Raw genomic sequence first — 22,702 nt, 5'->3', positions numbered from 1 at the left:
CTTCGTTCGATAAAAATAAGGCCGCCAATCCGTATCGGGTGACAGGGGTTGACGGCCGCGGGAAAATTTTTTCGACGTTCTTTCCGGCGTTCTTTTTACAGGCGGGTTTCGTCCCGGCCGGCATCGGCGTATTCATCCGACGGTTCGCTCGGCCGTTCGTCCGCCGGGGCCGCTTCTTCGCTTTTCGTCCGGACGAGCCGGTCCGTTGCGGCGGGCACGAGCAGCGTCATGGCGTAAGCCAGCGTCATCCAAATCGAAAAAGCGTGAAGCTGGCTTTCGTCCAAATCGGAGAAAACGCGGCTGCGGTTCCAGATGGCCAAGGCGCTCAGCAGCAGGCCGATCGAAGCGGCAATATAGCCGAAACGGGTAGCCGAGCCGCGCTGGCGAAACAGCCGCAGCCTTACGATCAGCGATAGGCCGATGAGCACGAGCAGCGTCAGCGCCTCGAGCAAAAACAAGGAAGAGCCGAAATGGGAATCGTCCGTGCCCACCAGAACCCAATCCCCGAAAAGAATGAAGAATAGCGTGGAGATGACCCACATGGCAAGGCCGAGTCCCGTTAATACCAACGTTTGGCGCAGCATTCGTTTCCTTCCTTTCGCGCGGCAGGCGCGGGAAATGGCGGAGGCCGACAGCTTGAACGATCGTGCCTCCGCATGACCGACGAAGTCGTGTTACTCGGGAAGACGGCTGCGCAGCACCGTCATTTTGCCGTCGAGCGCGTATGAGCCCAAATTGGCCGGAAGCAGGAAGCAGTCGCCGGCTTTGGCCTGCAGCGATTCGCCCGACCAGCGGATCGAGCCTTCTCCGTCCGCGACGATCAGCACGACGAAGCTGGACGGATCGGTGGACAGCTCCCAGGCGCCGTCGACGACGCCTTTGTCCGTCGTAAAGTACGGAGATTGCGCCAGGTTCAGCCATTGTCCCGGGGCGGCGCCGTCGGTTTCCATCCGGCTTGCCCCGGCTCCTTCGTAGGCGATGACGTTAAGCGAATCCTCGATATGGAGCTCCCGCGGTTTGCCGTCGAGTCCGGGCCGGTCGTAATCGTACAACCGGTAGGTCGTGTCGGAGTTTTGCTGAATTTCCGCGACCAGCACGCCGGAGCAGAGCGCGTGGACGGTTCCCGCGGGATGTAGAACGTATCGCCCGCCTTGACGGGCACCTCCTGCAGCGTATCCATGATGCGGTTTTCGGAAATGGCTTTCGCCAGCTCTTCCCGATCGACGCCGGGCTTCAGCCCGTAAATGATTTTGGCGCCCGGTTTCGCGTCCAGCACGTACCACATTTCGGTTTTGCCGAGTTCGCCTTTCGGCAGTCCCTCGTAGCTGTCGTTCGGGTGAACCTGCACCGAAAGGTCGTCGTTGCAGTCGAGCAGCTTGATCAGCAGCGGAAAGCGTCCGTTGCCGGACAGCGCGCCCCGGTCGCCGAACCATTCCGCGCCGACGGTCTCGCGGATCCGGTCGAGCCCTTGGCCGGCCAGTTCGCCGTTCAGCACGTGGGATACGCCGTTCGGGTGGTCGGCGATCATCCAGCCTTCGCCGATATGGCCTTCCGGCACGTCGAAGCCGAAGCGCTCCAGCGCGCGTCCGCCCCAGACGCGTTCTTTGAATTCCGGTTTGAAATGCAAGGGATAAGGTTTGACGGTCATGCGGGTAATCCTCCTCTAATCGATTGCAAAAATTCAAGAGCTTCGTCGCAAGTTTCGCGAAAAATCAGCCCGGCAGCGGCGCCCGCTTCTCAAGCGCGAGCAGGTAGGGCGCCGCGGGCTTTTGCGGCATCCGGTACAGGGCCAGCTGCGCCTCGGCGGCCGGGAGCGACGTCATCCAGCGCTCCACTTCCTGCGCCTCCTCGCCGCCGCCCTCGTGACCGGGGTATACGACGGCGGTGAGCACGCCTCCCGGCGCCATCAGGCCGAGCGCCGCCTTCATGGCCGGAATCGTCGTATCCGGCCTCGTTATGACGGAGCGGTCGGCATCCGCCATCGGCAAAAAGCCGAGGTTGAACATCGCCGCCCGGACAAGCCCGCGATGCCGCGGATCGATCAGCTCGGCCATCCGTTCGTGCCCGGCCCGCAGCAGCCGGACGGGCGCGATTCCGCCGCCGGGGCCGACGGCTGCGGCCAGCCGTTCCCGCGTCCGGTCGAGCGCGGCTTCCTGAATGTCAAAGGCGTAGACAAGCCCGCCCGGTCCGACCGTTCGGGCAAGAAACAGCGTGTCCACCCGCCGCCGGCCGTCGCGTCGACGGCCACGGCGCCCGGACCCGCCCGCTCCGCCACCCAGCGCTGCGCCATGGCGAGCACCGAAAGGAACCCCATCGGTCAGCGCCCCTTCCAAAGCTTGCCCTGCCAGCTGGCGCGCCGGATCAGCTCGGCGTCGATCGCGTTCAGCACTTCCCATTTGCGCAGGCTCCACGCCGGCCCGATCAGCAGCTCCCGGGGAGCGTCTCCCGTCAGCCGGTGCACGATCATTTCCGGCGGGAGCATTTCGAGCGTGTCGACGACAAGCTCGACGTATTCGTCCCGCTCCAGAAACCGGAGCAGGCCGTCCCGCCACTGGCGGACCATCGGCGTTTTGCGCATCAGGTGGAGCAGGTGGATTTTGATGCCTTGGACGTCCATCTCCGCGACCTGCCGGCCGGTCTCCAGCATCATCTCGCGCGTCTCGCCGGGCAAGCCGTAGATGATGTGGGCGCAGACGCGAATGCCTCTTGAGCGCAGGCGCCGGACCGCGTCCAGGTAGCAGGCGGTGTCGTGCGCCCGGTTGATCAGCGCGGACGTCGATTCGTGCACGGTTTGCAGGCCCATTTCGAGCCAAAGGTAGGTTCGCTCGTTCAATTCGGCCAAATAATCGACCACGTCGTCCGGCAAGCAGTCGGGCCGCGTGGCGATCGCCAGGCCGACGACGCCGGGCTGCCGCAAAATCGTTTCATAATATTCCTTCAGAACAGCGAGCGGAGCATAAGTGTTCGTATACGCCTGAAAATAGCCGATGTATTTCGCTTCCGGCCATTTCAAATGCTGGCGGTCGCGCACCGAATTGAATTGCGTGACGAGATCGTCGCGCCGGCTGCCCGCGAAATCGCCCGAGCCGCGCGCGCTGCAAAAGGTGCAGCCCCCGCGGCGATGGAGCCGTCCCGGTTCGGACAGGTGAAGCCCGCGTCCAGCATCACTTTAAACGCCTTCGTGCCGAAGGTTTGCCGCATTTCGTAACTCCAGGGGTGAAACCTTTTGTCGCCCCAACGCAAAGGGAGGCCGGAAGCTTCCGGCCGGATCGAGCGGGTCTGCTGCATGGCCTTTAGCCTCTCCTTGCCCTAAAATCGCTTCTTCCATTGTACCGGAAAATCAATCGGGTGGCGAGGACGGGGATTCCGATAAACGTTTTTTTGAGGTTCGGGGGAGAACGATAAATAGGTTTTCGCGGATTTAGCAAAAAATAAAGCGGTTTCATCTTGAAATACCTAACATGATCTGTTATATTAAAAGTGCGCCAAATCAACAAAAAAATCTGACATCACACTCCATTTCCAGCACTGTACGCATAGCTGTTGCCGCTGTTCCGTTCCGGGGGGCAGAAGCCCCACAGTCATTTTGGAGAAAGCGAGAGGTGAGGATCGTGACGAACAACGTAAAAATCCCCAAGGGGACGACACGATGAAGGTCGAGTTGACGGTCAAGGAAGTGATGGCGCTCGCGGGCATCAAGTTCCACAACAATCACGGAGTGGAAGTGTCCGCGAAAAGAAAGCTCCAGGACGCCCTCGACGTTCAGTACGACATAGACGACAAAAAGTATCTGAATTAAAGGAAAGCCGAACGCCGGCTTTCTGTGAATATCGCGAGGCCGCGTTCCGAAAGCGAAGGAGCGCGGTCTTTTTTCATGTCTGCCCGCGGCGCGGCAATCGCTTTCCCCTTTACAATCGGGGCCGGATTCGGCAAAATAAAGGTCGATGCCGGGGACCGGCGAGGTCCGGCCGGCGCAATCGGCGGGCTGCGGCCCAACATAGCGGAAGGACGAGGACGAGCGATGAGACTGCGTGGCAGAAAAAATATAAGGGAAAGCCTGGAGGCCCAGCCGGAACTGGTCGTGCTGGAGCCGAATAAATGGAAAGGAAAATGGCGCGAGTTTTTCGGCAACGACCGTCCGATCCATGTCGAGCTCGGGATGGGCAAGGGGCGCTTCATCAGCACGCAAAGCGTTCGGAATCCGGATATCAACTACATCGGCATGGACATGTACGACGAGCTGCTGCGCCGCGGAAGCGAAAAGGCGCGCGCGGCCTGGCGGGAAGCCGGAGCGGATCGCGTTCCGAATTTGGCGCTCGTCCGCGGCAACGTCGAGTTTCTGGAGGACATGTTCGAGCCGGGGGAACTGGAGCGGATTTATTTGAATTTCAGCGATCCGTGGCCGAAAAGCAAGCATGCCAGGCGCCGCCTGACCCATCCGCGAATGCTGGAGAAGTACAAGCTCGCGTTGAACGAGCGGGGGGAAATCCACTTCAAAACGGACTCGCTCACGCTGTTCGAGTTTTCGCTGAACAGCTTCTCGGACTGCGGCCTGCAGATGCGGAACATCTCGCTGCATTTGCACCGGGAAACGCTGCGCGAAGATTTGGTGCTGACCGAATACGAGGCGAAATTCGTCGGGCTCGGGCAGCCGATTTACCGGCTGGAGGCCGTCGTCGGCGAGCGGGCGATCGCCGACAACGCGGACCGCATCGCTTCGGAGCGCGCCGCCGAACGCAAGCGCGAGATGAGGGCGCAGGAGCGCCTCGAGAAAAACGAACCGTGACGATCGAGCGGATTCGGGTCGGCCGAAGGCGGCAAACGAACGTTTGCCTTCTTCGGCCGGCTTTTTTTGTTAAATTTTTTTGCCGTACGAACAGACAAGAGCCGGACAAGCCCGCCGGGGGACGGGGGCGCCGCTCGGGCCGCACGAAATGCCTCTCCGGCGACATCTCCCGCAGCCGCTCAGGAAATCGGCTCTGCCCTCCGGGAACCCGGTTGTCTCATGGTGACTCAACTCCCACCCGCCGTGCGCCCAGAACCGACTCAGTTGAGTAGAAAATACTCATCTGCCCGGCCATACGCCCAAGACCCGCGCGCAGTTGAGTAAAAAATACTCATCTCAACCCGCCATGCGCCTAGATCCGCACGCAGTTGAGTAAAAATTACTCATCTCAACCCGCCGTGCACACAGACCCGCGCGCAATCGAGTAACCATTACTCATCTCGACTATGGTCGCACTCTTGAGTGCCGCCAATTTCATGCCCTCCGAAAGCTCCGCCCTGTCGAGCAGACCGGCCAAGAGAATCGCCATCGAATCGTCGGTTGACTTTTGGGCATCATCCGGTACGATGAAGGAGACGGAATTATCAGACTTTTATAAGGAAGGAGCAAACGAAATAGGTATAAACCATCGGCTCTTATCCACACTAACGACATCGAATCCGGCATTCATTTTTTCTAAAAGGATGAGGAGGTCTGGAGCATGAAAGAGGCTTTGAACAAGGCGTTCTCCCTCGGGCTGGGGGTTGCCGCGGCCAGCAAGGAGCAGGTGGAAAAACTGGTCGACGAACTGGTCAAGAAAGGCGAGATGAGCCGCGCGGAGTCTTTCGGCTTCGTCGACGAGTGGCTGCAAAAAGGCGAGGAATCCCGCCGGAAGCTCGAATCCTACATCCAGGAGCGCATTCAGACCGCTTTAGGCGAAAGAAATCTGGCGACGAAAGCCGATATCGAGCGGCTGGAGCGGCGGCTGGACGAGCTCGTCGCGATCGCGGGCGGCGAAAAAAGCGGAACCGAAACGCCCGGGAACGACGAATCCGTTTAAAGGCCGCGCGCCTTCTGCGGGCAAACGCGCCGCGTTCGGGGGAGGGACGATATGAACGTCGGCAAAAGAATCCGCCATCTCAAACGCTACCGGGAAATCGTCTCCGCATTCGTGCGCTACGGTTTCGGATTTATCGTCAAGGACCTCGGGCTCGCCCAAGGGTTATCCTATAAAGCGATCTGGGACGAGGAACGGCGGGATTTGCAAAAGCATTCGATCGGGCTCCGGATTCGGCTGTTTCTCGAGGAAATGGGACCGACCTTCGTCAAGCTGGGCCAGCTTGCCAGCACCCGGGCGGATCTCCTTCCGGCCGAGGTGATCGCGGAGCTTGCGCGGCTGCAGGACGACGTTCCGGCCTTTCCTTTTTCGGAAGCGAGAACGATTTTGGAAAAAGAGCTCGGCTCGTCCGTCGAGGAGCTGTTCCTTGAAATCCAGGAGACGCCGATCGCGGCCGCTTCCATCGGACAGGTCCATTACGCCGTGCTGAAGGACGGAACCGACGTGGCGGTCAAAGTACAGCGTCCTTCCGTGCGTTCCCGTATCGAAACCGACCTGGAAATATTGGGGGAGCTGTCTCGCTTGGCCGAGAAAAGGCTGGACTGGGCGAGAAGGTACCGGGTCAGCGAGATGATGGAGGAGCTCGGAAGCGCTCTGCGCAACGAATTGAATTACGGCCGGGAGGCAAGCAATGCGGAGAAATTCGCCGTCTTTTCCGCCGAGCTGCCCTATGTTCGCATTCCGCGCGTGTTTCGGGAGCTTTCGTCGGGCAAGGTGCTGACGATGGAGTTTATCGACGGCATTCGCCTGAACGAGCGCGAGAAGCTCGAACGGGAAGGGATCTCCAGGGCGCAGGTCGCCGAGCGTTTCACGACCGCGATGCTTCAGCAAATTTTGATCGAAGGCTTCTTTCATGCCGACCCGCATCCCGGCAACGTGCTCGTGCTGCCCGGAGGGGAACTGGCATTTTTGGATTTCGGCATGGTCGGCCGGCTGTCGTCGGAAGCCAAGACGCATTTCGCTACGTTCGTGATCGCTTTGCGCAATCAGAGCACGGACGGAATCATCGCGGCGATCGAACGGCTCGGGCTCATTCCCGACGACGCCGATCGCGCCTCGCTTCGCTCGGACGTGGACGAATTGAGGGAAGACTATTACCAGGTGCCGCTAAGCCAAATCAGCATCGCCGACGCCGTCAAAAAGCTGATGTCCCTCGCCTACCGCCATCGCATCCGCATCCCCGCCGATTTGACGCTGCTGGGCAAGTCGCTGATGACGATGGAAGGCGTCGTATCCGGGCTCGATTCGGATTTCAGCATTATGGACGCGGCCGAACCGTTCGGCCGCCGGCTCGTCACCGACCGGCTCAATCCGTTCTCGATCCTGAAAATCTGGGCCCGTCATTTGCCCGAATACGCCGACCTGCTGACGGAAGCGCCGGGAAAGCTGCGGGAGCTGCTGACGCTCGCGAAGCAAGGGAAAATCAAGCTGGAGCTGTCGGTGCCGGAGAAGCAGATGAACCGGATGCTGAAGAAGCTGGACCGGGTCGGCAACCGGCTGGCGTTCAGCATCGTTTTGCTTGCCTTCAGCATTATGATGGCGGGGCTCATCGTCGGGTCGTCCATGGGGCACGAGTACATGCTGCCGTGGAAAGTCCCGGCGGTCGTCGTCGGCTTTATCGTGGCCGCGCTCATGTTCGTGTGGCTGATTTATTCCATTTTCCGCTCGGGCCGGTTTTGATCGGGCGGCATGCGCGGCGACGCCGATGAACGCGAAAAGGCAGACGGACCTTCTGCGAGGCCGTCTGCCTTTTCGCGTTTTCGTAGCGGATTTATCCGATCAGTTTGATCATCAGGAGCGCGGTCAGAAAACCGAGCATCGCCCCGACGGCGGTATCGCTCGGGTAGTGCAGGCCGAAATACACGCGCGACAGGGCGACGCCGAGCCCGACGGCCAGCAGCAGGGGGAACATGCCCGGCATCGCGATCATCCACGGCGTCAACAACGCGAAAGCGGCGGTCGTGTGGCCGGACGGAAACGAAGGATCCTGAAGCGGCCGCCTGCCCGTTCTCGCTTGCGGAAAAACCTGGTAAGGCCTAAGGCGCGGCATGCTCCGTTTCGCCAGAACGACCGGAAGATGGCTCAGCGACACGGCCGCCAGCGACTGCCAGCCGACGACTCTCCACGGGTCCGGCATCATAAATCCGACCAACGCGGAAAAGCTGAGGCTGAACGTCGCCCCGCCGATGAGCGAAAGGATCGCAAACAGCAAATTGCACGTTCGGCGGTTCCATCGAATATTCACATGAAGGAACAAGGGACCTTCCCACTCATGGAGTCTGTTGTAAAATCTCATCATCATAGCGTCCCTCCCGTTTTCCCCGGTACCGGGTTGCGCGAGCCTCGCAAAACAGAATCCGGATCGCAGCGCTACTGTCATTTTAATCGATAAACATTAAGAAAATATAAATCCACTATATCATTTCTGTAAACCCGGCGGGCTTTCCTGCCGGGATTTTCATGTTCGGCTCGTTTTACTTTCGCGGCGGATGGGTAAGCTTTTATGGAGATATCTGCATGGATTGAAACCTTCCGGCCGCCCGGTTCGTCATATGATAGCGGGGAGGCCGGCGGCGGCCGCTGCCATGCCGTTGCGCTCGCGGTCATTCGAACGACGTGTCGAAAGCGAACGAACGGGGTTCCGCGGCGATGGCGAAAGGTCGATCCGAAAGAACTGACTTGTGAAGGAATGGTGTCGGGAGATCGGGACTGCGGACACAAAATGGACGGAAAACGATGCTTGCGGATGCTTGGCGGAGGAAGTCGGTTGAAAACGGATGCCCGGCAAGCGAAGGGAACTTAAACGGAGCCTGGACACCGGAAATGACGGAAAATGCTTTTTGACGAAATGCACGCGTACGGATGAAAATCAGGTTTGTGTTTTCAAACAGAGAGAAAAACAACAAAAAGAGAAAAGCGGCGACGGCATCCGGACCACCGGATGGAAGTCGGACGCGCAAAAATGAAAAAGGGTTTTTAGGGGGTCTAACCGAATATGTGGAACCATTTGCTGCTGATCGCGCAAGGACTGTTTTTTGTGCTCGGGACGTACCAGGTTTTCCTGTCCGTGTTCGCTTGGAAGCGGAAGCGGGAAAAAATCGAGCACGAGCCGACGAAGTCGTTCGCGGTTCTCGTCGCCGCCCATAATGAGGAAAAGGTCGTAGGCGCGCTGCTGGAAAACCTGCTCAAAATGGATTATCCGCGCGAGCTGTTCGACGTGTTCGTCATCTGCGACAACTGCACCGACGGAACGGCCGACATCGTCCGCGGCTATCCCGGCGTTTACGCCTGCGAGCGCGTCAATCCGAGAGAGCGCGGCAAGGGCTATGCCATCGAATGGATGCTTCGCAAGCTGTGGAAGCACCCGCGCCAGTACGACGCCGTCGTCATGTTCGACGCCGACAACCTGGTCGCGACCGATTTCCTGAAGTACATGAACGAGGACTTGCTGAACGGCCACCGCGTCGTCCAAGGCTACCTCGACACCAAAAACCCGCACGACTCCTGGGTGAGCGCCGCCAACGGCATCAACTACTGGTTTTGCAACCGGCTGTGGCAGCTTCCGCGCTATAATCTGGGACTGGCGAACTTCCTCGGCGGAACGGGCATGTGCTTCGAGACGAAGCTGCTCAAGGAGATGGGCTGGGGCGCGACGAGCCTGGTCGAGGACCTGGAATTCACGATTCGCTGCATTCAGCGCAACATTTATCCGAAGTTCAATTTCGATGCCCGGGTTTACGACGAAAAGCCGATTACGTTCCGCGCGTCGTCCCGCCAGCGGCTGCGGTGGATGCAAGGGCATTTTCACGTCGCCCGCCATTATATGCTGCCGACGCTGTGGCAGGGCATCAAGGAGCGCAAATGGGCGAAGATCGACGCCGCCCTTTATATTTTCAACGCGTATTACTTTTTGCTCGGATTTACGGTAACCGGCGTATTGTGGTTCGACCAGCTGCTGCCGGGCGATCCGAATTTCGATTCGATTTACGCGGTGGCGCCGGCCTGGCTTTCGATTCCGATCGCGCTGTACATGTACGCGCAGACGCCGCTGGCGATGCTGCTGGAGAAGGTGCCGTGGAAAATGTACCTCAGGCTCGTCACGTTCCCGATTTTCTCCATTTCGTGGTGGCCGATCACGGTGTACGCCTTTTTCACGCAAAACAACAAGACGTGGAGCCATACCGAGCACACGCGCGTGCTTCGGCTCGACGAGGTGCAGGGCAAGCAGATGTAAACGGGCAAAAGCGAAACGGCCTTCGGGCCGTTTTTTGCTTCTTCGGCACCCGGCGCATCCTCGCAAAGCTTCCCGCCTGCCGGAAGGTGTCAATATGCTGTAAAAATGTCACCATAACTCGTCTGTAAAAATGTCACTTTGCTAATTTGGGCAGCCGCCCGTTCAAGTGACTTGGACGGCTGTCGTTTTTGTGTTATCCTGTTGTTGTCTACAGTTCCATGCCAACCTCCAAGGGTGGTTGGCGGCGGGTTTGCGTGACTGCGCAGGCTCCGCCTTTTTTGTTTTGGACATCGGTTTGCGTACCGGCTTTTCCGTCTCTTTCAGCGGAATCGCCTGGCCATTGTGCCAAACGAGCACTTCTCCAGAGAGCGTTTTACGCACCTCTACCGTTGTTCTGGCTTCGAAACGGAAATCACAGGGCTTGGCGAAGGTATACACTTTCCCGTAATAAGAGAGTGTGTTTCCGTGTCCTAACTTTCGGTACTCGCGAATCGTGAACACATGATTCAAATTGACGGATGGATCCAGCTTCATATACGCCGATTCTACTTTTTTGGGCTGAACAGCAAATTTGCGATTGTGCTTCTCCAACAGCATGGGCAACGCCGCATTGGCCTCCTCAATCGTCTTTGCGCCGAGCAGCCTGAGTTCGATGACCAGGCGATCTTGGAACGTCTGCCAAAGCCTTTCTACACGGCCCTTAGCCTGCGGCGTAATGGCCTTGATATGCTCAATGTGAAGTTCGGCCATCGCCTTGCCAAAGTGAGAGAGCGGCTTCGTTTCACCAGCCAGTTCCTGCTCTACGGTCAGCTTTTCATTAGGAGAGCGAAAGATGGTGTGTCGGTCGCTGTACAGGCCGAGCGGTACGCCGTATTTCTGAATGCCTTGCTGCATGACGAGCGAGTATCCTTCGCGGCATTCGTTGAGCCGGAATATGGCGCCGACAACCGTGCCTGTGGCATCGTCGATGGCTGCATGGAGGGCAAAGGCAGGACCCCGGTCCTCCAGCCAAGCAAATGGCGTCGCGTCGATCTGCCACAGCATTCCGGCTTGCGGCTTGCGCTGACGTGGTTGATGAGCTTTGCTACGTCTGCGCTGCTTGGCTTGTTTGATTCCTTCAGAAAGCAAAATACGTCTTACACTGGAAGGACTCAATTTCAATGCTTCATGTTCCTCCAAAAGCTCCGCAAAATGGCAGTTGTTGCTACCATAGTATTTTGTGTTGTACAACTCAACGACCTGCTGTTTAACTTCCTCGGACAAGGCGTGCTTCGGCTTTTTTCCGCGATTGCGGTGCACCAGTGCCTGCGCTCCTCCCTCTTCCACATACTTTTTCTTCAGCCGAATCATTTGTCGCACTGTTAGTCCGAGTGTCGCTGCTCCTTCCACATTAGTCATGTGTCCGTCTAAAATCTTCTCCACGACAAGTACCTTTTTCAGTTCTGCTCTGGTCAATGTTAATGTCTCCTGTCCCATAGTGACATTATCTCAGAACAGTTACAGGGTGACATTATCACAGACGAACAACACCCGCCTGCGATAGTGTAAAATCTCTGTGGGTGTAGGAATTGGAAAAAGCGGATATAGAAAAAGAGCTTCTCCCTTGGTAAAGTGATGTTTGCGCACAACACACCAAGAAGGAGGAAGCTCCTGTGAGCCACTTTACCACAACAATGCCGACGATGAAAGAGATTGAGCAATGGATTTTCCGGAAAATGCAGGAGGAATTCGCTCGTGCGATGAAGCAGGTACTGGAGGCGCTGGATCAGCAGATCCTGGAGCAACGGGACCGAGAGCGTTATCGAGTAAAGGACGAGCGTGAAACAAGCGTCAACACAGTGTTCGGGAATGTGCGCTTTAAGCGGAGATTGTACTGTGACCGTAGAAGCGGCAAACACGTGTATCTGCTGGATCAGCTGTTGCAATTCGAAGGGCGCGGGAAAGTCAGTCCGCATTTGGAAGAGACAGCAATCGCATTCGCAAGCCAAGGACCGTCGTACCGGGACAGCGCAAAGAGGCTGGAGCAGCTTTTGGGCTACAATGTGCTGAGCCACCAAGCGATCAGGGAAAAACTGATGGAGCGTGCGCAACAGCCGATGCCAGCGGTGAAACGGCGCGCTGCCCGCGTGCTGTTCGTGGAAGTGGATGGGCTGTACACGAAGCTGCAGCGGAGCAAAAAGCGCGGGATGGAGAACGCAATTGCAGTCGTACACGAAGGCTGGGAGAAGAACGGCAAGCGGGTACAGCTGAAGAACAAACAGCATTACCTGCATACGAGCGGCGGCGACTTCTGGGAAGGGTTCGGGGACTTTCTGGTGGAGCGTTACGAAATCGACGAGAACACGTGGCTTGTGGTGAACGGAGACGGCGCGGCGTGGATCGGGGAATGTACATCCTACTTTCACCAATGTCTGTACATGCTGGACCGCTTTCATGTGGCGCGTGATTTGAAACGCTTTGTTGGTCATTTGCCGCAGGTGTGGGAGACCGTGAGACGGTCTTTGGCCAAACAGGATGCAGCCGCGCTTATGGCGGTCCTGGAAGGCGTGTCGGAGCAAGAGATAGCGGAAGAGAACCGGAAGGATTGGAAGCCGTATAAAAGATTTCTAAAGCGGCATGAGAAGCATTTGGACGACTACCGAAAAACACTCCAGGCGAAGGGGATCGACACAAGCGGTATGCGCCCGATGGGAAGCGCGGAATCGCAGATGCGTATATTCGCCAAGCGGACGAAGCGTGGCGGGTACAGTTGGAGTGAGCGAGGCGTCAGGGCGATGCTGAGGACGATGATGAGGATTCAAGAAGCGGGCACGGTGGTAAGAACGGTTGAAGGACAAGCGAGTAAGCAGGCAACGCCGCAGCAGTCGATAAACATGCGGCAATTGCTCAAGAACGTGACGCAACCGGTCAAGGGTTGTATCGCTGGAATGATTCGCATGCTGCAAGGACCGAAGCAAAGCAGCACAACGGGTATGGCACTCAAAGCACTTCGCGGATAACGGCAAAAAATTCTGACAAATCACTTGTGTTTGATGAAAGAACGAAGCAAAGCGCTTACAAGGAAGAGGTTCCTTCGGGGTTCGCGTTCCAGGCATCTTAAATGACTGCCCACGCTAGCTTGACACTGACCCCGCCTGCCGGAAGGTTGACAACGTCTGCGGGGGATGGTATAGTACTCGAGTGACGAAATGAATCAGCACGCTTAAGCAGAAGCGCCCGCTTCTCACCTGACCGATGCCGATCGGCTGGTACGCGTAGCGAGGTCCGGTTTGCGACGGATGGAAATCCGCCTTTGCCGGCACAACGTTTGCAGCGGAATGTGGGTCTTCTGGGCCCGCATTTTTTTGTTGTTGGCGCATGACAACCAGTCCAATCTGGAGGTGGAACATATCAGCAAAGATCATCAAATCAACGAGGAAATCCGGGCGAAGGAAGTTCGGCTCGTCGGGCCGGACGGAGAGCAAATCGGAATCAAGCCATTCCGCGAAGCCATGCAGCTCGCCATCGACGCCAATCTCGATCTCGTGAACATCGCTCCTCAGGCGAAGCCGCCGGTATGCCGGATCATGGATTACGGCAAATTCCGTTACGAGCAGCAGAAGAAAGAGAAGGAAGCCCGGAAGAATCAGAAGATTGTAGATCTGAAAGAGGTTTGGTTCCGCTCGAACATCGAGGAACACGACTACCAGACCAAATTCCGCAACGTAGTCAAGTTTTTGAAAGACGGCGACAAAGTCAAATGTTCCGTGCGGTTCCGCGGACGCGAAATCGCTCACGCCAACATCGGCCAGAAGATTCTGGAGCGGGTGGCGAGCGAAGTGGCCGACATTTGCGTCGTCGAACGCGTGCCGAAGCTCGAAGGGCGCAGCATGATTATGATTCTGGCTCCGAAGAGCCACTGATGACAGGAGGAACAAAAGATGCCTAAGATGAAAACGCACAGCAGTCTGAAAGACCGCTTCAAGATTACCGGTACGGGCAAAGTCAAACGCTACAAAGCGTACAAGAACCACTTGCTCGCTCACAAGTCCGGCCGTCAAAAACGCGTGCTCTCCACGCAGCCGCTCGTTGCCCAAGGCGACGTTCGCCGCATGCAGCAACAGCTGGCCAACCTGAAATAAGCCGCGCCGCGGCCCTAATTAGCGCATATTCATTCGTACCGGGAGGTAATGGCAAATGGCAAGAGTCAAAGGCGGATTCGTAACGCGCCGCCGTCGCAATAGAGTCCTGAAACTGGCAAAAGGTTACTGGGGCGCGAAACATCGCCTGTTCAAAAAAGCCAACGAGCAAGTTCTGAAGTCCCTGACGTACGCATACCGCGACCGTCGTCAAACGAAACGCAATTTCCGCAAGCTGTGGATCGTGCGGATCAACGCCGCCGCCCGCCAAAACGGCCTGTCCTACAGCAAGCTGATGCACGGCCTGAAGCTGGCCGGCATCGAAGTGAACCGCAAGATGCTGGCCGACCTGGCCGTCAACGACATCGGCGCGTTCAACTCGCTCGCAGGCGTCGCCAAATCGAAAATCAACGCGTAACACGCGTTTAACGGAAAAGCCATCGCATCCCCGCCTGTCCGGCGGCCGGATGCGGCGGCTTTTTTGCGTTTGCAGGGAGGGGAGCCGCGCCGCCGCAAGGGAAGCGGCCGAAATGCGCTCGTTCGCCCTTTTTGGCCATGCGGGACAGGGGTGCAAGCCGAGACGGCTTCGCGCTCATACGCTGTAGGACAAAGGGGATGCAGACCGACTTGTGACGGTGCGGGGTTACCGCGGGTCTCATCTTCCCGGAAAGGAGGAGTCTTTCATGTCCCGCGTTACACGCGAGCAAGTCCTTAAGCTTGTCGGCCGCCGCATCTACGCCAAACGGAAAGACGGCACGGTAGTGAGCGGAAAGCTCGTTCGCATCAGCGGCAACGTCCTCGTTGTGGAGACGAAAGGCAAGAAGGTTCGGACGAAAGCATTCGTGCCGCTCGTGCTGTTCGATCTGCTGGCGATCGGCACGGCCCCGTTCTACGGCTTCGGTCCTTACGGGTACGGCGGCGGATTCGGCGGCTGGGGAGGATTCGACGGCGGCTGGTGGTGGTGACCCGTATCGGTTACAAAGGCTTTGCCAGCTCGATGGCGCGAAGTTCCGCGGCATGCCTTACGGTTTCGTAGCCGAGTCGAAGGTAAAAGCGCAGCCCTTTCGCGTTGCCCTCGTCCACGTACAGCCGAACCCGCGAGCAGCCGCGGCTTCGGCCGAAGCTTTCCGCGCGGCGCATAAGCTCGGTGCCCCAGCCCCGGCCTTGGGATGCGCCGTCGACCGCAAGCAGATCGATGAACAGCAATTCGCCGCGCACGATAAAATGAACGAAGGCGATCGGAGCGCCGCTTCTGACGCGCGAAACGACGAACGTATACCCGCCGCGGATTCGCCGGGCGATGATCCCGTCGAGGTTTTTGTCGCGTTCGTCGTACCAGGGAGAAATCGGAACGAGCTGGGCGCGGACAAGCCGAATGATGCCCGGGTTGTCTCCTTTACGCTTCCAACGAATCATGGGGCGCCTCCGTCAATCGGTTGCTTGCCGGTCGTCATCTTCCGCCGGTCGATACATCGTATGATCGGGGCTTCGCAAACGTGTCCCGCTAATTTTCCCGCGCGTCCGATTCGTGTATTGACGAACGCTTCCGTGAAGAATATAATTAGAGCTACATCGACCGAACATTTAATGGCCGTGAAGAGGAAGAAGCGCGAGGGCTCTTATGCTCAGAGAGCGTCGGGAATGCTGAGACCGATGCCTTAATCCCTGTACGCTGGGTCTCCTTGGAGCTGTTCGCCTGAACCGCCGCATGCCGGCGTTGTAGGGGGAATCGGGATGGCGCACGTTATCGCGCCCGAAGTATGAAGTTGTCCCTTGAGCGCTCAAGTCGGCAACCGTACTTTATGAGGCCTTCATCGCGAGATGAGCGGCAAATCCGGGTGGTACCGCGGAAGGAACAACCTTTCGTCCCTGAACATTTCATTTGAATGTTCGGGACGAGAGGTTTTTTGTTTTGACAGAGGATTTGAATCGATGAAAGGAGGATGACGGATGAGCGCGCAAAGTGCCACGCTGAAGTCCAAAGAAGAGCTGATTGAAAAATGGAGCAAACCGGAAGTCATTACCGGTTCGGAAATGCTCCTGAGAAGTTTGCTGCTGGAGGGTGTGGAGTGCGTCTTCGGATACCCCGGCGGCGCCGTGCTTTATATTTACGACGCCATGTACGGCTTCGACGATTTTAAACATTTGCTGACCCGTCACGAGCAGGGGCGATTCACGCGGCCGACGGCTACGCGAGGAGCACCGGCAAGGTCGGCGTCTGCATCGCCACTTCGGGGCCGGGGGCGACGAACCTGGTTACCGGGATTGCGACGGCTTATATGGATTCGGTGCCGCTCGTCGTCATCACCGGCAACGTCGCGACGACCCTGATCGGCACGGACGCATTCCAGGAAGCCGATATCGTCGGCATCACGATGCCGATTACGAAGCACAGCTACCTGGTCCGCAAGGTCGAGGACCTGCCTCGCGTCATTCACGAGGCGTTCCACATCGCGAACACCGGCCGCAAAGGCCCGGTTTTGATCGACATCCCGAAAGACGTGTCCGCGCAAAAGGCGCTGTTCCAGCCCGTCAATTCCGTCCAGCTGCGCGGCTACAACCCGACGGTGCAGCCGAAGAAGATGCAAGTGGACAAAATGTTGCGCGCGATCGAGCAAGCCGAACGACCGCTGCTGCTGGTCGGCGGCGGAGCGGTTTACTCCGGGGCCCACGAGGAGCTGTACGAATTCGTCACGAAGACGGAAATTCCGATTACGACGACGCTGCTCGGCCTGGGAGCTTTTCCGAGCGGGCATGAGCTGCACGTCGGCTTCCCGGGCATGCACGGCACGTGGACGGCCAACACCGCGATTCAGAACGCGGACCTGCTGATCAGCATCGGCGCGCGGTTCGACGATCGCGTGACGGGACGGCTCGACGGTTTCGCGCCGAAGGCCAGGATCGTTCATATCGATATCGATCCCGCCGAAATCGGCAAAAACGTGCCGACGGAAATTCCGATCGTCGGCGACGTCAAAGCCGTGCTCCAACTCGCGAACGAAAGCGCGAAGCGGGCGGCGAAAGCGGATGCCTGGCGCGCCCAGCTTCAGGAGTGGAAGGCGGCCAAGCCGTTCTCGTACTCCGATTCGGGCGCGGAATTGAAGCCGCAGTGGGTCGTTTCGATGATTCACGAAACGACGGGGGCGACGCCATCGTCACGACCGACGTCGGCCAGCATCAAATGTGGGCGGCGCAATATTATCCGTTCAACAAGCCGCGCTCGTGGGTAACGTCCGGCGGCCTCGGCACGATGGGCTTCGGTTTCCCTTCGGCGATCGGCGCTCAAATGGGCAACCCGGACCGGACCGTCGTTTCGATCAACGGCGACGGCGGCATGCAGATGTGCGCCCAGGAGCTGGCGATTTGCGCGATCAACAACATTCCGGTCAAGGTCGCCATTTTGAACAACCAGGTGCTCGGCATGGTCCGCCAGTGGCAGGAGCTCATTTACGACAACCGCTACAGCCATATCGACCTGTCCGGAAGCCCGGACTTCGTGAAGCTGGCGGAGGCGTACGGCGTCAAGGGATTCCGCGCGACGAACAAGGAGGAGGCGCGCCGCGCCTGGGAGGAAGCGTTGAAGCACCCGGGCCCGGCGGTCGTCGAATTCGTCGTCCGCAAGGGAGAGAACGTTTATCCGATGGTGCCGCAGGGCAGTTCGATCGACCAAATGATCATGGGGGATGCGGAATGAACCGGAAGCATACGATCGCGATTCTCGTCAACGACCAGCCGGGCGTTCTGCAGCGGGTGTCCGGCCTGTTCGGCAGACGCGGCTTCAATATCGAAAGCATTACCGTAGGAAGTTCGGAAGAGCCGGGGCTGTCCCGCATGGTCATCGTGACGAGCGGCGACGAGCACACGCTCGAACAAATTCAAAAGCAGCTTTACAAAATTATCGACGTCATCAAAGTCATCGACGTCGGTTCCAATCCGATGGTCGGCCGGGAACTGGGATTGATCAAGGTTTCCGCCGAGCCGTCGGCCCGGCCGGAGATTTTGGGCGTCGTCGAGACGTTCCGCGCCGCCGTCGTCGACATCAGCCCGAACAGCCTGATCGTCCAGGTCGTCGGCGATCCGGAAAAGATCGAGGCGATGATCGAGCTGCTGAAGCCGTACGGCATTCGCGAAATTTCCCGCACCGGCGTTACCGCTTTGACGCGCGGCGCGAAGTAATCGGGGCCTTATCCCGCTTTTGACCGCTCCCCCAGGGAGCGGGAGTTCGAGGAGAGAACCGCCGACAAAGGCCGGTTCTCTCTTGGGACGCCCGTTCCATGAGGGTTGCCATAAAAAGGTTTTACAATTTAAGGAGGAACACATTCCATGGCAGTTAAGTTATTCCACGAAAAAGACGCCGACCTCGGCGCCCTGAAAGGCAAAACGATCGCCGTCATCGGCTACGGCAGCCAAGGCCACGCTCAAGCGCAAAACCTGCGCGACAGCGGCCTGTCCGTCATCATCGGTCTTCGCGAAGGCAAATCCGCGGAAGCGGCCCGCAACGACGGCTTCGAAGTGCTGTCCGTCGCCGACGCGACCCGCAAAGCGGACGTCGTGCAAATTTTGATGCCGGACGAAACGCAAGCCGCCGTCTACAAAAACGAAATCGAGCCGAACCTCAAAAAAGGCGCGGCCCTGATGTTCTCCCACGGCTTCAACGTGCACTTCGGCCAAATCGTCGCGCCGGCCGACGCCGACGTTCTGCTCGTCGCTCCGAAATCGCCGGGCCACCTGGTTCGCCGCACGTACGTCGAAGGCTTCGGCGTTCCCGGCCTGATCGCCATCCACCAAAACGGCACCGGCAAAGCGTTCGAAATCGGCATGGCCTATGCCAAAGGCATCGGCTGCACCCGCGCGGGCGTCATCGAAACGACGTTCCGCGAAGAGACGGAAACCGACCTGTTCGGCGAACAAGCCGTTCTGTGCGGCGGCGCGAGCGCCCTCGTCAAAGCCGGTTTCGAAACGCTCGTCGAAGCGGGCTACGCTCCGGAAATGGCCTACTTCGAATGTTTGCACGAGCTGAAGCTGATCGTCGACCTGATGTACGAAGGCGGACTTGCCGCAATGCGCAGCTCGATCTCCAATACGGCCGAGTACGGCGATTATGTAACCGGTCCTCGCATCGTGACCGACGAAACGAAAAAAGCGATGAAAGAAGTGCTCGCCGACATCCAAGCCGGCCGCTTCGCCCGCGACTTCATCCTGGAAAATCAATCCGGACGCGCGTTCCTGACGGCGACTCGCCGCAACGAAGCCGAGCATCCGATCGAAGTGGTCGGTTCCCAGCTTCGCGGCCTGATGCACTGGATCAACAAGTAATCCCCCCAATAGCGCGATGGACAACCCCGGCTTCGGCCGGGGTTATTTATCAAGTTTATGATATAATCGATTCGTGGCCGGACGAAAAGCGAACGGTCCGAACTTAATCCCGGTTTCAGGAGGTGCGGGCAACCAGTTGCCATATGCGAAAAATATATATTTTTGACACGACGCTCCGCGACGGGGAGCAATCCCCGGGCGTCAACCTGAACACCCAAGAGAAATTGGAAATGGCTTACCAATTGGAGCGTCTCGGCGTCGACCGGATCGAAGCCGGCTTTCCGGCCGCTTCCCCCGGCGATCTGGCCGCGGTGAACGCGGTGGCGAAAGCCGTCAAAAACGCCAGCATCGTCGGACTTGCGCGTTCCCGCGAACAGGACATCGACGCCGTGCGCGACGCGCTGAAGGACGCGCAGGATCCCTGCATTCATATTTTTCTCGCCACGTCCCCGATTCACCGCAAGCACAAGCTCCGGATGGAAAAGGAACAGGTACTGGAAACGGCCGAGCGCGCCATTCAATATGCCAAAAAGTATTTCAGCAAAATCGAGTTTTCCGCCGAGGATGCGGGTCGGACGGAGCTGGACTTCCTCTGCGAGGTGACTGAGCTTGCCGTCAAGAACGGCGTTTCCGTCGTCAACATCCCCGATACGGTCGGCTATATGACGCCGCAAGAGTTCGGCAACATTTTCAAGACGCTGAAGGAAAAGGTGCCGGACATCGATCGCATCCAGCTTTCCGCGCACTGCCACGACGATCTCGGCATGGCGACGGCGAACGCGCTCGCGGCGATTTTGAACGGAGCCGATCAAATCGAGGGCACGATCAACGGCATCGGCGAGCGCGCCGGCAACACGGCGCTTGAGGAAGTCGCGCTTGCGCTGCATACGCGGGCCGAATTTTTCCAGGCGAAGACGACGCTGAACCTGCAGGAAATCGCCAAAACGAGCCGGCTCGTCAGCAAGCTGACGGGCATGGTCGTTCCCGGCAACAAAGCGATCGTCGGCGCGAACGCGTTCGCCCACGAGTCCGGCATTCACCAGGACGGCGTGCTGAAGGAGAAGACGACGTACGAGATCATCTCCCCGGCGACGATCGGCCTCAAGGACAGCAAGCTCGTGCTCGGCAAGCATTCCGGCCGCCATGCGTTCCGGGAGAAGCTGGTCGATCTCGGCTTCGAAAACCTGACCGGGGATCAGCTGAACGCCGCTTTCGGCAAGTTCAAGGATTTGGCCGACCGCAAGAAAGACGTCAGCAACGAAGACATCATCGCGCTGATGGAAGAGAAGATGGTCGATACGCCGGAAGTGTACGCGCTCGACCAACTGGTCATCGCCTTCGACAGCCGCAAAGGACCGGAGGCAACCGTCCGTCTCCAAACGGACGGCGGCCCAATCGAGACGAAAGCGGTCGGCAACGGTTCGGTCGACGCGATTTACCGCGCGATCGACGAGCTGACGAAGGAAGAAGTCGTCCTCGACGATTACACGATCAAATCCGTCACCGACGGCACCGATGCGCTCGGCGACGTTCACGTCGTCCTGCGGCAGGGCGAAGTAAGCGCGCAGGGCCGCGGCGTCAGCACCGACATCCTCGAGGCGAGCGCCCGCGCCTACGTCGACGCGCTCAATCGCCTGATCGACAAGCGAAACGCGCCGACGCGCGCCCGCCGCGACAACGTGACGCTCATTTAAACGAACCGTAAAGGCTGAATTTCACGTTTATCCTTTTCGGCTGCGAGGTCCCCGGCAAGCGGGGGCTTCGCCCATTTTGCCACGAAAAGAGGAACCCTTACATGAATTATCGGTTTTCCGCCAAGCTGGGGAGCTTCTCCTCTTCGGCGGTGCGCGAAATTTTGAAGCTGACGCAGGGCAATTCGATCATCTCGTTTGCCGGAGGCTTGCCCGCGGAGGAGCACTTTCCCGTCGCGGCGGTCAGCGAAGCGTTCGGTCGCGTCATGGAGCAGGGCAACAAAGCGCTGCAATACGGGCTGACCGAAGGGTATATGCCGCTCCGGGAAGCGCTGTGCGACCGGATGGCCCGCAAAGGCGTGAAGGCGAAGCCCGAAAACATGCTGCTGACGACCGGCTCCCAGCAGGCGATCGATTTGCTGACCCGGATTTACATCGACCCGGGCGATGTCATTCTCGTCGAGCGCCCGACCTACTTGTCGGCGCTGCAGGTGTTCCGCTCCTACGGCGCCGTGCCGATTTCGGTCGACGCGGACCTGGACGGCCCGGATTTGGACGATCTGGCGGCGAAAATCAAGCAGCACAAGCCGAAAATGTTTTACGTCATCCCGACCTTTTCGAATCCGACGGGAAAGGTATGGAGCGAGGAGCGCCGCCGCGCCGTGCTGGAGGCATGCCGGGCTTCGGACACGCTCATTCTCGAGGACGACCCGTACGGCGAGCTGAAATTCGGAGACGCATCCCGCACGTACCCGTCGATCCTGTCGCTGGACGAGCAAACGGATAACTCGTGCGTCGTGTACACGAGCACGTTCTCCAAGACGGTCGCGCCCGCGCTTCGCACCGGCTGGGTCATCGGCGATTCGAAGCTGATCCGCGCGATGTCGCAGGCCAAGCAAGCCGCCGATTTGCATTCGAGCTCGCTCGACCAGCAGACGCTGTACCAATTGCTTGCGCATTTCGATCTGGACGGCCATATCGAGTTTGTCCGGAAGGAGTACGAGGCGCGGATGCGGCAAATGGCCGACCTGCTGAAGAAGCACGATTGGCCCGGGGTGAAATGGCAGGAGCCGAAGGGCGGCATGTTTTTCTGGCTGGAATTCCCGGAATCGGTCAATACGACGGAGCTGCTTAAAACATGCGTCGAGCTGGGCGTCGCTTTCGTGCCGGGCGTAACCTTCTTCGCGGAAAACGCGCCGACGAACTGCATGCGGATGAATTTTACGCACAACGACTACGACGCCACGATTTCCGGCATGGAAAAAATGACGCGCGCGATCGAGAGCGTGCTCGTCTGATCGTGGGAATTCGTTAATGGGCGGCGGCAGGCCGCCTCGCCGGCCCTACAGCCGGGCGATAAGGGCCTGCTCCCCGTTCGGCCGGGTTTGGCACGCGCGCTGGATCGGTTATAGTTCCCGAATATGAAAACAATAGGATTTATCTATTTTGCCTCTCAGAGGA

19 protein-coding genes and 3 pseudogenes are annotated in these 22,702 nt (G+C 58.6%); 15 read left to right on the top strand and 7 right to left on the bottom strand.

Annotated features, from left to right (window positions below; translation table 11 throughout):
- Positions 1-95: 95 nt before the first annotated feature.
- From JW799_RS01420 to mnmL, 4 genes and pseudogenes are all read right to left on the bottom strand, one after another.
- The gene (locus JW799_RS01420; RefSeq protein ID WP_080836406.1) at positions 96-584 is read right to left on the bottom strand and encodes a hypothetical protein; all 489 of its coding nucleotides are present in this window, start codon (positions 582-584) and stop codon (positions 96-98) included.
- A 90-nt stretch (positions 585-674) separates the two neighbouring features.
- Positions 675-1,648 (bottom strand): annotated as a pseudogene (locus tag JW799_RS01415) (type I phosphomannose isomerase catalytic subunit).
- Between the two features lie 64 nt (positions 1,649-1,712).
- The gene (gene mnmM / locus JW799_RS01410) at positions 1,713-2,219 is read right to left on the bottom strand and encodes a tRNA 5-(aminomethyl)-2-thiouridylate-methyltransferase MnmM (RefSeq protein WP_338026197.1); all 507 of its coding nucleotides are present in this window, start codon (positions 2,217-2,219) and stop codon (positions 1,713-1,715) included.
- A 98-nt stretch (positions 2,220-2,317) separates the two neighbouring features.
- Positions 2,318-3,288 (bottom strand): annotated as a pseudogene (gene mnmL, locus JW799_RS01405) (tRNA modification radical SAM protein MnmL/YtqA).
- Between the two features lie 361 nt (positions 3,289-3,649).
- Here mnmL and JW799_RS01400 point away from each other — a divergent pair.
- The 4 genes from JW799_RS01400 (at position 3,650) to JW799_RS01385 (ending at position 7,562) form a co-directional block, all read left to right on the top strand.
- Positions 3,650-3,799: a hypothetical protein gene (locus JW799_RS01400; RefSeq protein ID WP_205428374.1), complete on the top strand. Its 150-nt coding sequence runs from the start codon at positions 3,650-3,652 to the stop codon at positions 3,797-3,799.
- 222 nt (positions 3,800-4,021) lie between these two features.
- Positions 4,022-4,786 (top strand): tRNA (guanosine(46)-N7)-methyltransferase TrmB, encoded by a 765-nt coding sequence (trmB, locus tag JW799_RS01395; RefSeq protein WP_080840844.1) that lies wholly within the window; start codon positions 4,022-4,024, stop codon positions 4,784-4,786.
- A gap of 700 nt (positions 4,787-5,486) precedes the next feature.
- Complete coding sequence (locus JW799_RS01390) at positions 5,487-5,825, top strand: phasin family protein (protein ID WP_080836420.1); 339 nt, start codon at positions 5,487-5,489, stop codon at positions 5,823-5,825.
- Positions 5,826-5,876: 51 nt separating this feature from the next.
- A complete protein-coding gene (locus tag JW799_RS01385; protein WP_080836421.1) occupies positions 5,877-7,562 on the top strand; it encodes an ABC1 kinase family protein in 1,686 nt (561 codons plus the stop codon).
- A 91-nt stretch (positions 7,563-7,653) separates the two neighbouring features.
- Here the strand turns inward: JW799_RS01385 and JW799_RS01380 are convergent, their stop codons facing one another.
- On the bottom strand, positions 7,654-8,184 hold the full coding sequence (locus tag JW799_RS01380; protein WP_240353119.1) for a phosphatase PAP2 family protein: 531 nt from the start codon (positions 8,182-8,184) through the stop codon (positions 7,654-7,656).
- Between the two features lie 693 nt (positions 8,185-8,877).
- Here JW799_RS01380 and JW799_RS01375 point away from each other — a divergent pair.
- Positions 8,878-10,116: a glycosyltransferase family 2 protein gene (locus JW799_RS01375; protein ID WP_205428372.1), complete on the top strand. Its 1,239-nt coding sequence runs from the start codon at positions 8,878-8,880 to the stop codon at positions 10,114-10,116.
- Between the two features lie 162 nt (positions 10,117-10,278).
- On the opposite strand, the gene JW799_RS01370 is transcribed toward JW799_RS01375, so the two are convergent.
- Positions 10,279-11,571: an ISNCY family transposase gene (locus JW799_RS01370; protein ID WP_205428370.1), complete on the bottom strand. Its 1,293-nt coding sequence runs from the start codon at positions 11,569-11,571 to the stop codon at positions 10,279-10,281.
- 197 nt (positions 11,572-11,768) lie between these two features.
- On the opposite strand from JW799_RS01370, the gene JW799_RS01365 reads away from it, so the two are divergent.
- The 5 genes from JW799_RS01365 (at position 11,769) to JW799_RS01345 (ending at position 15,199) form a co-directional block, all read left to right on the top strand.
- Positions 11,769-13,115: an ISLre2-like element ISTco1 family transposase gene (locus JW799_RS01365; RefSeq protein ID WP_080836672.1), complete on the top strand. Its 1,347-nt coding sequence runs from the start codon at positions 11,769-11,771 to the stop codon at positions 13,113-13,115.
- Positions 13,116-13,433: 318 nt separating this feature from the next.
- Entirely contained in the window at positions 13,434-14,018 is a 585-nt protein-coding gene (infC, locus tag JW799_RS01360) for a translation initiation factor IF-3 (RefSeq protein WP_240353462.1), read from the top strand.
- 18 nt (positions 14,019-14,036) lie between these two features.
- Positions 14,037-14,237, top strand: coding sequence for a 50S ribosomal protein L35 (gene rpmI / locus JW799_RS01355; protein WP_080836426.1), 201 nt, complete (start codon positions 14,037-14,039; stop codon positions 14,235-14,237).
- Between the two features lie 55 nt (positions 14,238-14,292).
- Complete coding sequence (gene rplT, locus JW799_RS01350) at positions 14,293-14,652, top strand: 50S ribosomal protein L20 (RefSeq protein WP_080836428.1); 360 nt, start codon at positions 14,293-14,295, stop codon at positions 14,650-14,652.
- A 265-nt stretch (positions 14,653-14,917) separates the two neighbouring features.
- A complete protein-coding gene (locus JW799_RS01345; protein ID WP_080836430.1) occupies positions 14,918-15,199 on the top strand; it encodes a 50S ribosomal protein L33 in 282 nt (93 codons plus the stop codon).
- A gap of 10 nt (positions 15,200-15,209) precedes the next feature.
- Here the strand turns inward: JW799_RS01345 and JW799_RS01340 are convergent, their stop codons facing one another.
- Complete coding sequence (locus JW799_RS01340; protein WP_080836432.1) at positions 15,210-15,650, bottom strand: GNAT family N-acetyltransferase; 441 nt, start codon at positions 15,648-15,650, stop codon at positions 15,210-15,212.
- Between the two features lie 534 nt (positions 15,651-16,184).
- Here JW799_RS01340 and ilvB point away from each other — a divergent pair.
- The 5 genes and pseudogenes from ilvB to JW799_RS01315 all read left to right on the top strand — a co-directional run bounded on the left by ilvB (position 16,185) and on the right by JW799_RS01315 (position 22,539).
- A pseudogene (ilvB, locus tag JW799_RS01335) lies at positions 16,185-17,928 on the top strand (biosynthetic-type acetolactate synthase large subunit).
- On the top strand, positions 17,925-18,410 hold the full coding sequence (gene ilvN / locus JW799_RS01330) for an acetolactate synthase small subunit (RefSeq protein WP_080836436.1): 486 nt from the start codon (positions 17,925-17,927) through the stop codon (positions 18,408-18,410). Before ilvB ends, ilvN begins: the two are co-directional and overlap by 4 nt.
- Positions 18,411-18,557: 147 nt before the next feature.
- Complete coding sequence (ilvC, locus tag JW799_RS01325; RefSeq protein ID WP_080836439.1) at positions 18,558-19,550, top strand: ketol-acid reductoisomerase; 993 nt, start codon at positions 18,558-18,560, stop codon at positions 19,548-19,550.
- A 143-nt stretch (positions 19,551-19,693) separates the two neighbouring features.
- On the top strand, positions 19,694-21,244 hold the full coding sequence (locus JW799_RS01320) for a 2-isopropylmalate synthase (protein WP_205428367.1): 1,551 nt from the start codon (positions 19,694-19,696) through the stop codon (positions 21,242-21,244).
- 101 nt (positions 21,245-21,345) lie between these two features.
- The gene (locus tag JW799_RS01315) at positions 21,346-22,539 is read left to right on the top strand and encodes an aminotransferase-like domain-containing protein (protein ID WP_080836444.1); all 1,194 of its coding nucleotides are present in this window, start codon (positions 21,346-21,348) and stop codon (positions 22,537-22,539) included.
- Positions 22,540-22,702: the final 163 nt, after the last annotated feature.

The sequence above is a fragment of the Cohnella algarum genome, assembly GCF_016937515.1.
GTDB classification, from domain to species: domain Bacteria; phylum Bacillota; class Bacilli; order Paenibacillales; family Paenibacillaceae; genus Cohnella; species Cohnella algarum.
This window is presented reverse-complemented; position numbering and strand designations above follow the sequence as displayed.

Bases quoted from the DNA above. Each gene is read 5' to 3' on its own strand.
- JW799_RS01420 (WP_080836406.1), bottom strand. From the start codon at position 584: ATGCTGCGCCAAACGTTGGTATTAACGGGACTCGGCCTTGCCATGTGG.
- JW799_RS01400 (WP_205428374.1), top strand. From the start codon at position 3,650: ATGAAGGTCGAGTTGACGGTCAAGGAAGTGATGGCGCTCGCGGGCATC.
- trmB (WP_080840844.1), top strand. From the start codon at position 4,022: ATGAGACTGCGTGGCAGAAAAAATATAAGGGAAAGCCTGGAGGCCCAG.
- JW799_RS01390 (WP_080836420.1), top strand. From the start codon at position 5,487: ATGAAAGAGGCTTTGAACAAGGCGTTCTCCCTCGGGCTGGGGGTTGCC.
- JW799_RS01385 (WP_080836421.1), top strand. From the start codon at position 5,877: ATGAACGTCGGCAAAAGAATCCGCCATCTCAAACGCTACCGGGAAATC.
- JW799_RS01380 (WP_240353119.1), bottom strand. From the start codon at position 8,184: ATGATGATGAGATTTTACAACAGACTCCATGAGTGGGAAGGTCCCTTG.
- JW799_RS01375 (WP_205428372.1), top strand. From the start codon at position 8,878: ATGTGGAACCATTTGCTGCTGATCGCGCAAGGACTGTTTTTTGTGCTC.
- infC (WP_240353462.1), top strand. From the start codon at position 13,434: ATGTGGGTCTTCTGGGCCCGCATTTTTTTGTTGTTGGCGCATGACAAC.
- rpmI (WP_080836426.1), top strand. From the start codon at position 14,037: ATGCCTAAGATGAAAACGCACAGCAGTCTGAAAGACCGCTTCAAGATT.
- rplT (WP_080836428.1), top strand. From the start codon at position 14,293: ATGGCAAGAGTCAAAGGCGGATTCGTAACGCGCCGCCGTCGCAATAGA.
- JW799_RS01345 (WP_080836430.1), top strand. From the start codon at position 14,918: ATGTCCCGCGTTACACGCGAGCAAGTCCTTAAGCTTGTCGGCCGCCGC.
- JW799_RS01340 (WP_080836432.1), bottom strand. From the start codon at position 15,650: ATGATTCGTTGGAAGCGTAAAGGAGACAACCCGGGCATCATTCGGCTT.
- ilvN (WP_080836436.1), top strand. From the start codon at position 17,925: ATGAACCGGAAGCATACGATCGCGATTCTCGTCAACGACCAGCCGGGC.
- ilvC (WP_080836439.1), top strand. From the start codon at position 18,558: ATGGCAGTTAAGTTATTCCACGAAAAAGACGCCGACCTCGGCGCCCTG.
- JW799_RS01320 (WP_205428367.1), top strand. From the start codon at position 19,694: ATGCGAAAAATATATATTTTTGACACGACGCTCCGCGACGGGGAGCAA.
- JW799_RS01315 (WP_080836444.1), top strand. From the start codon at position 21,346: ATGAATTATCGGTTTTCCGCCAAGCTGGGGAGCTTCTCCTCTTCGGCG.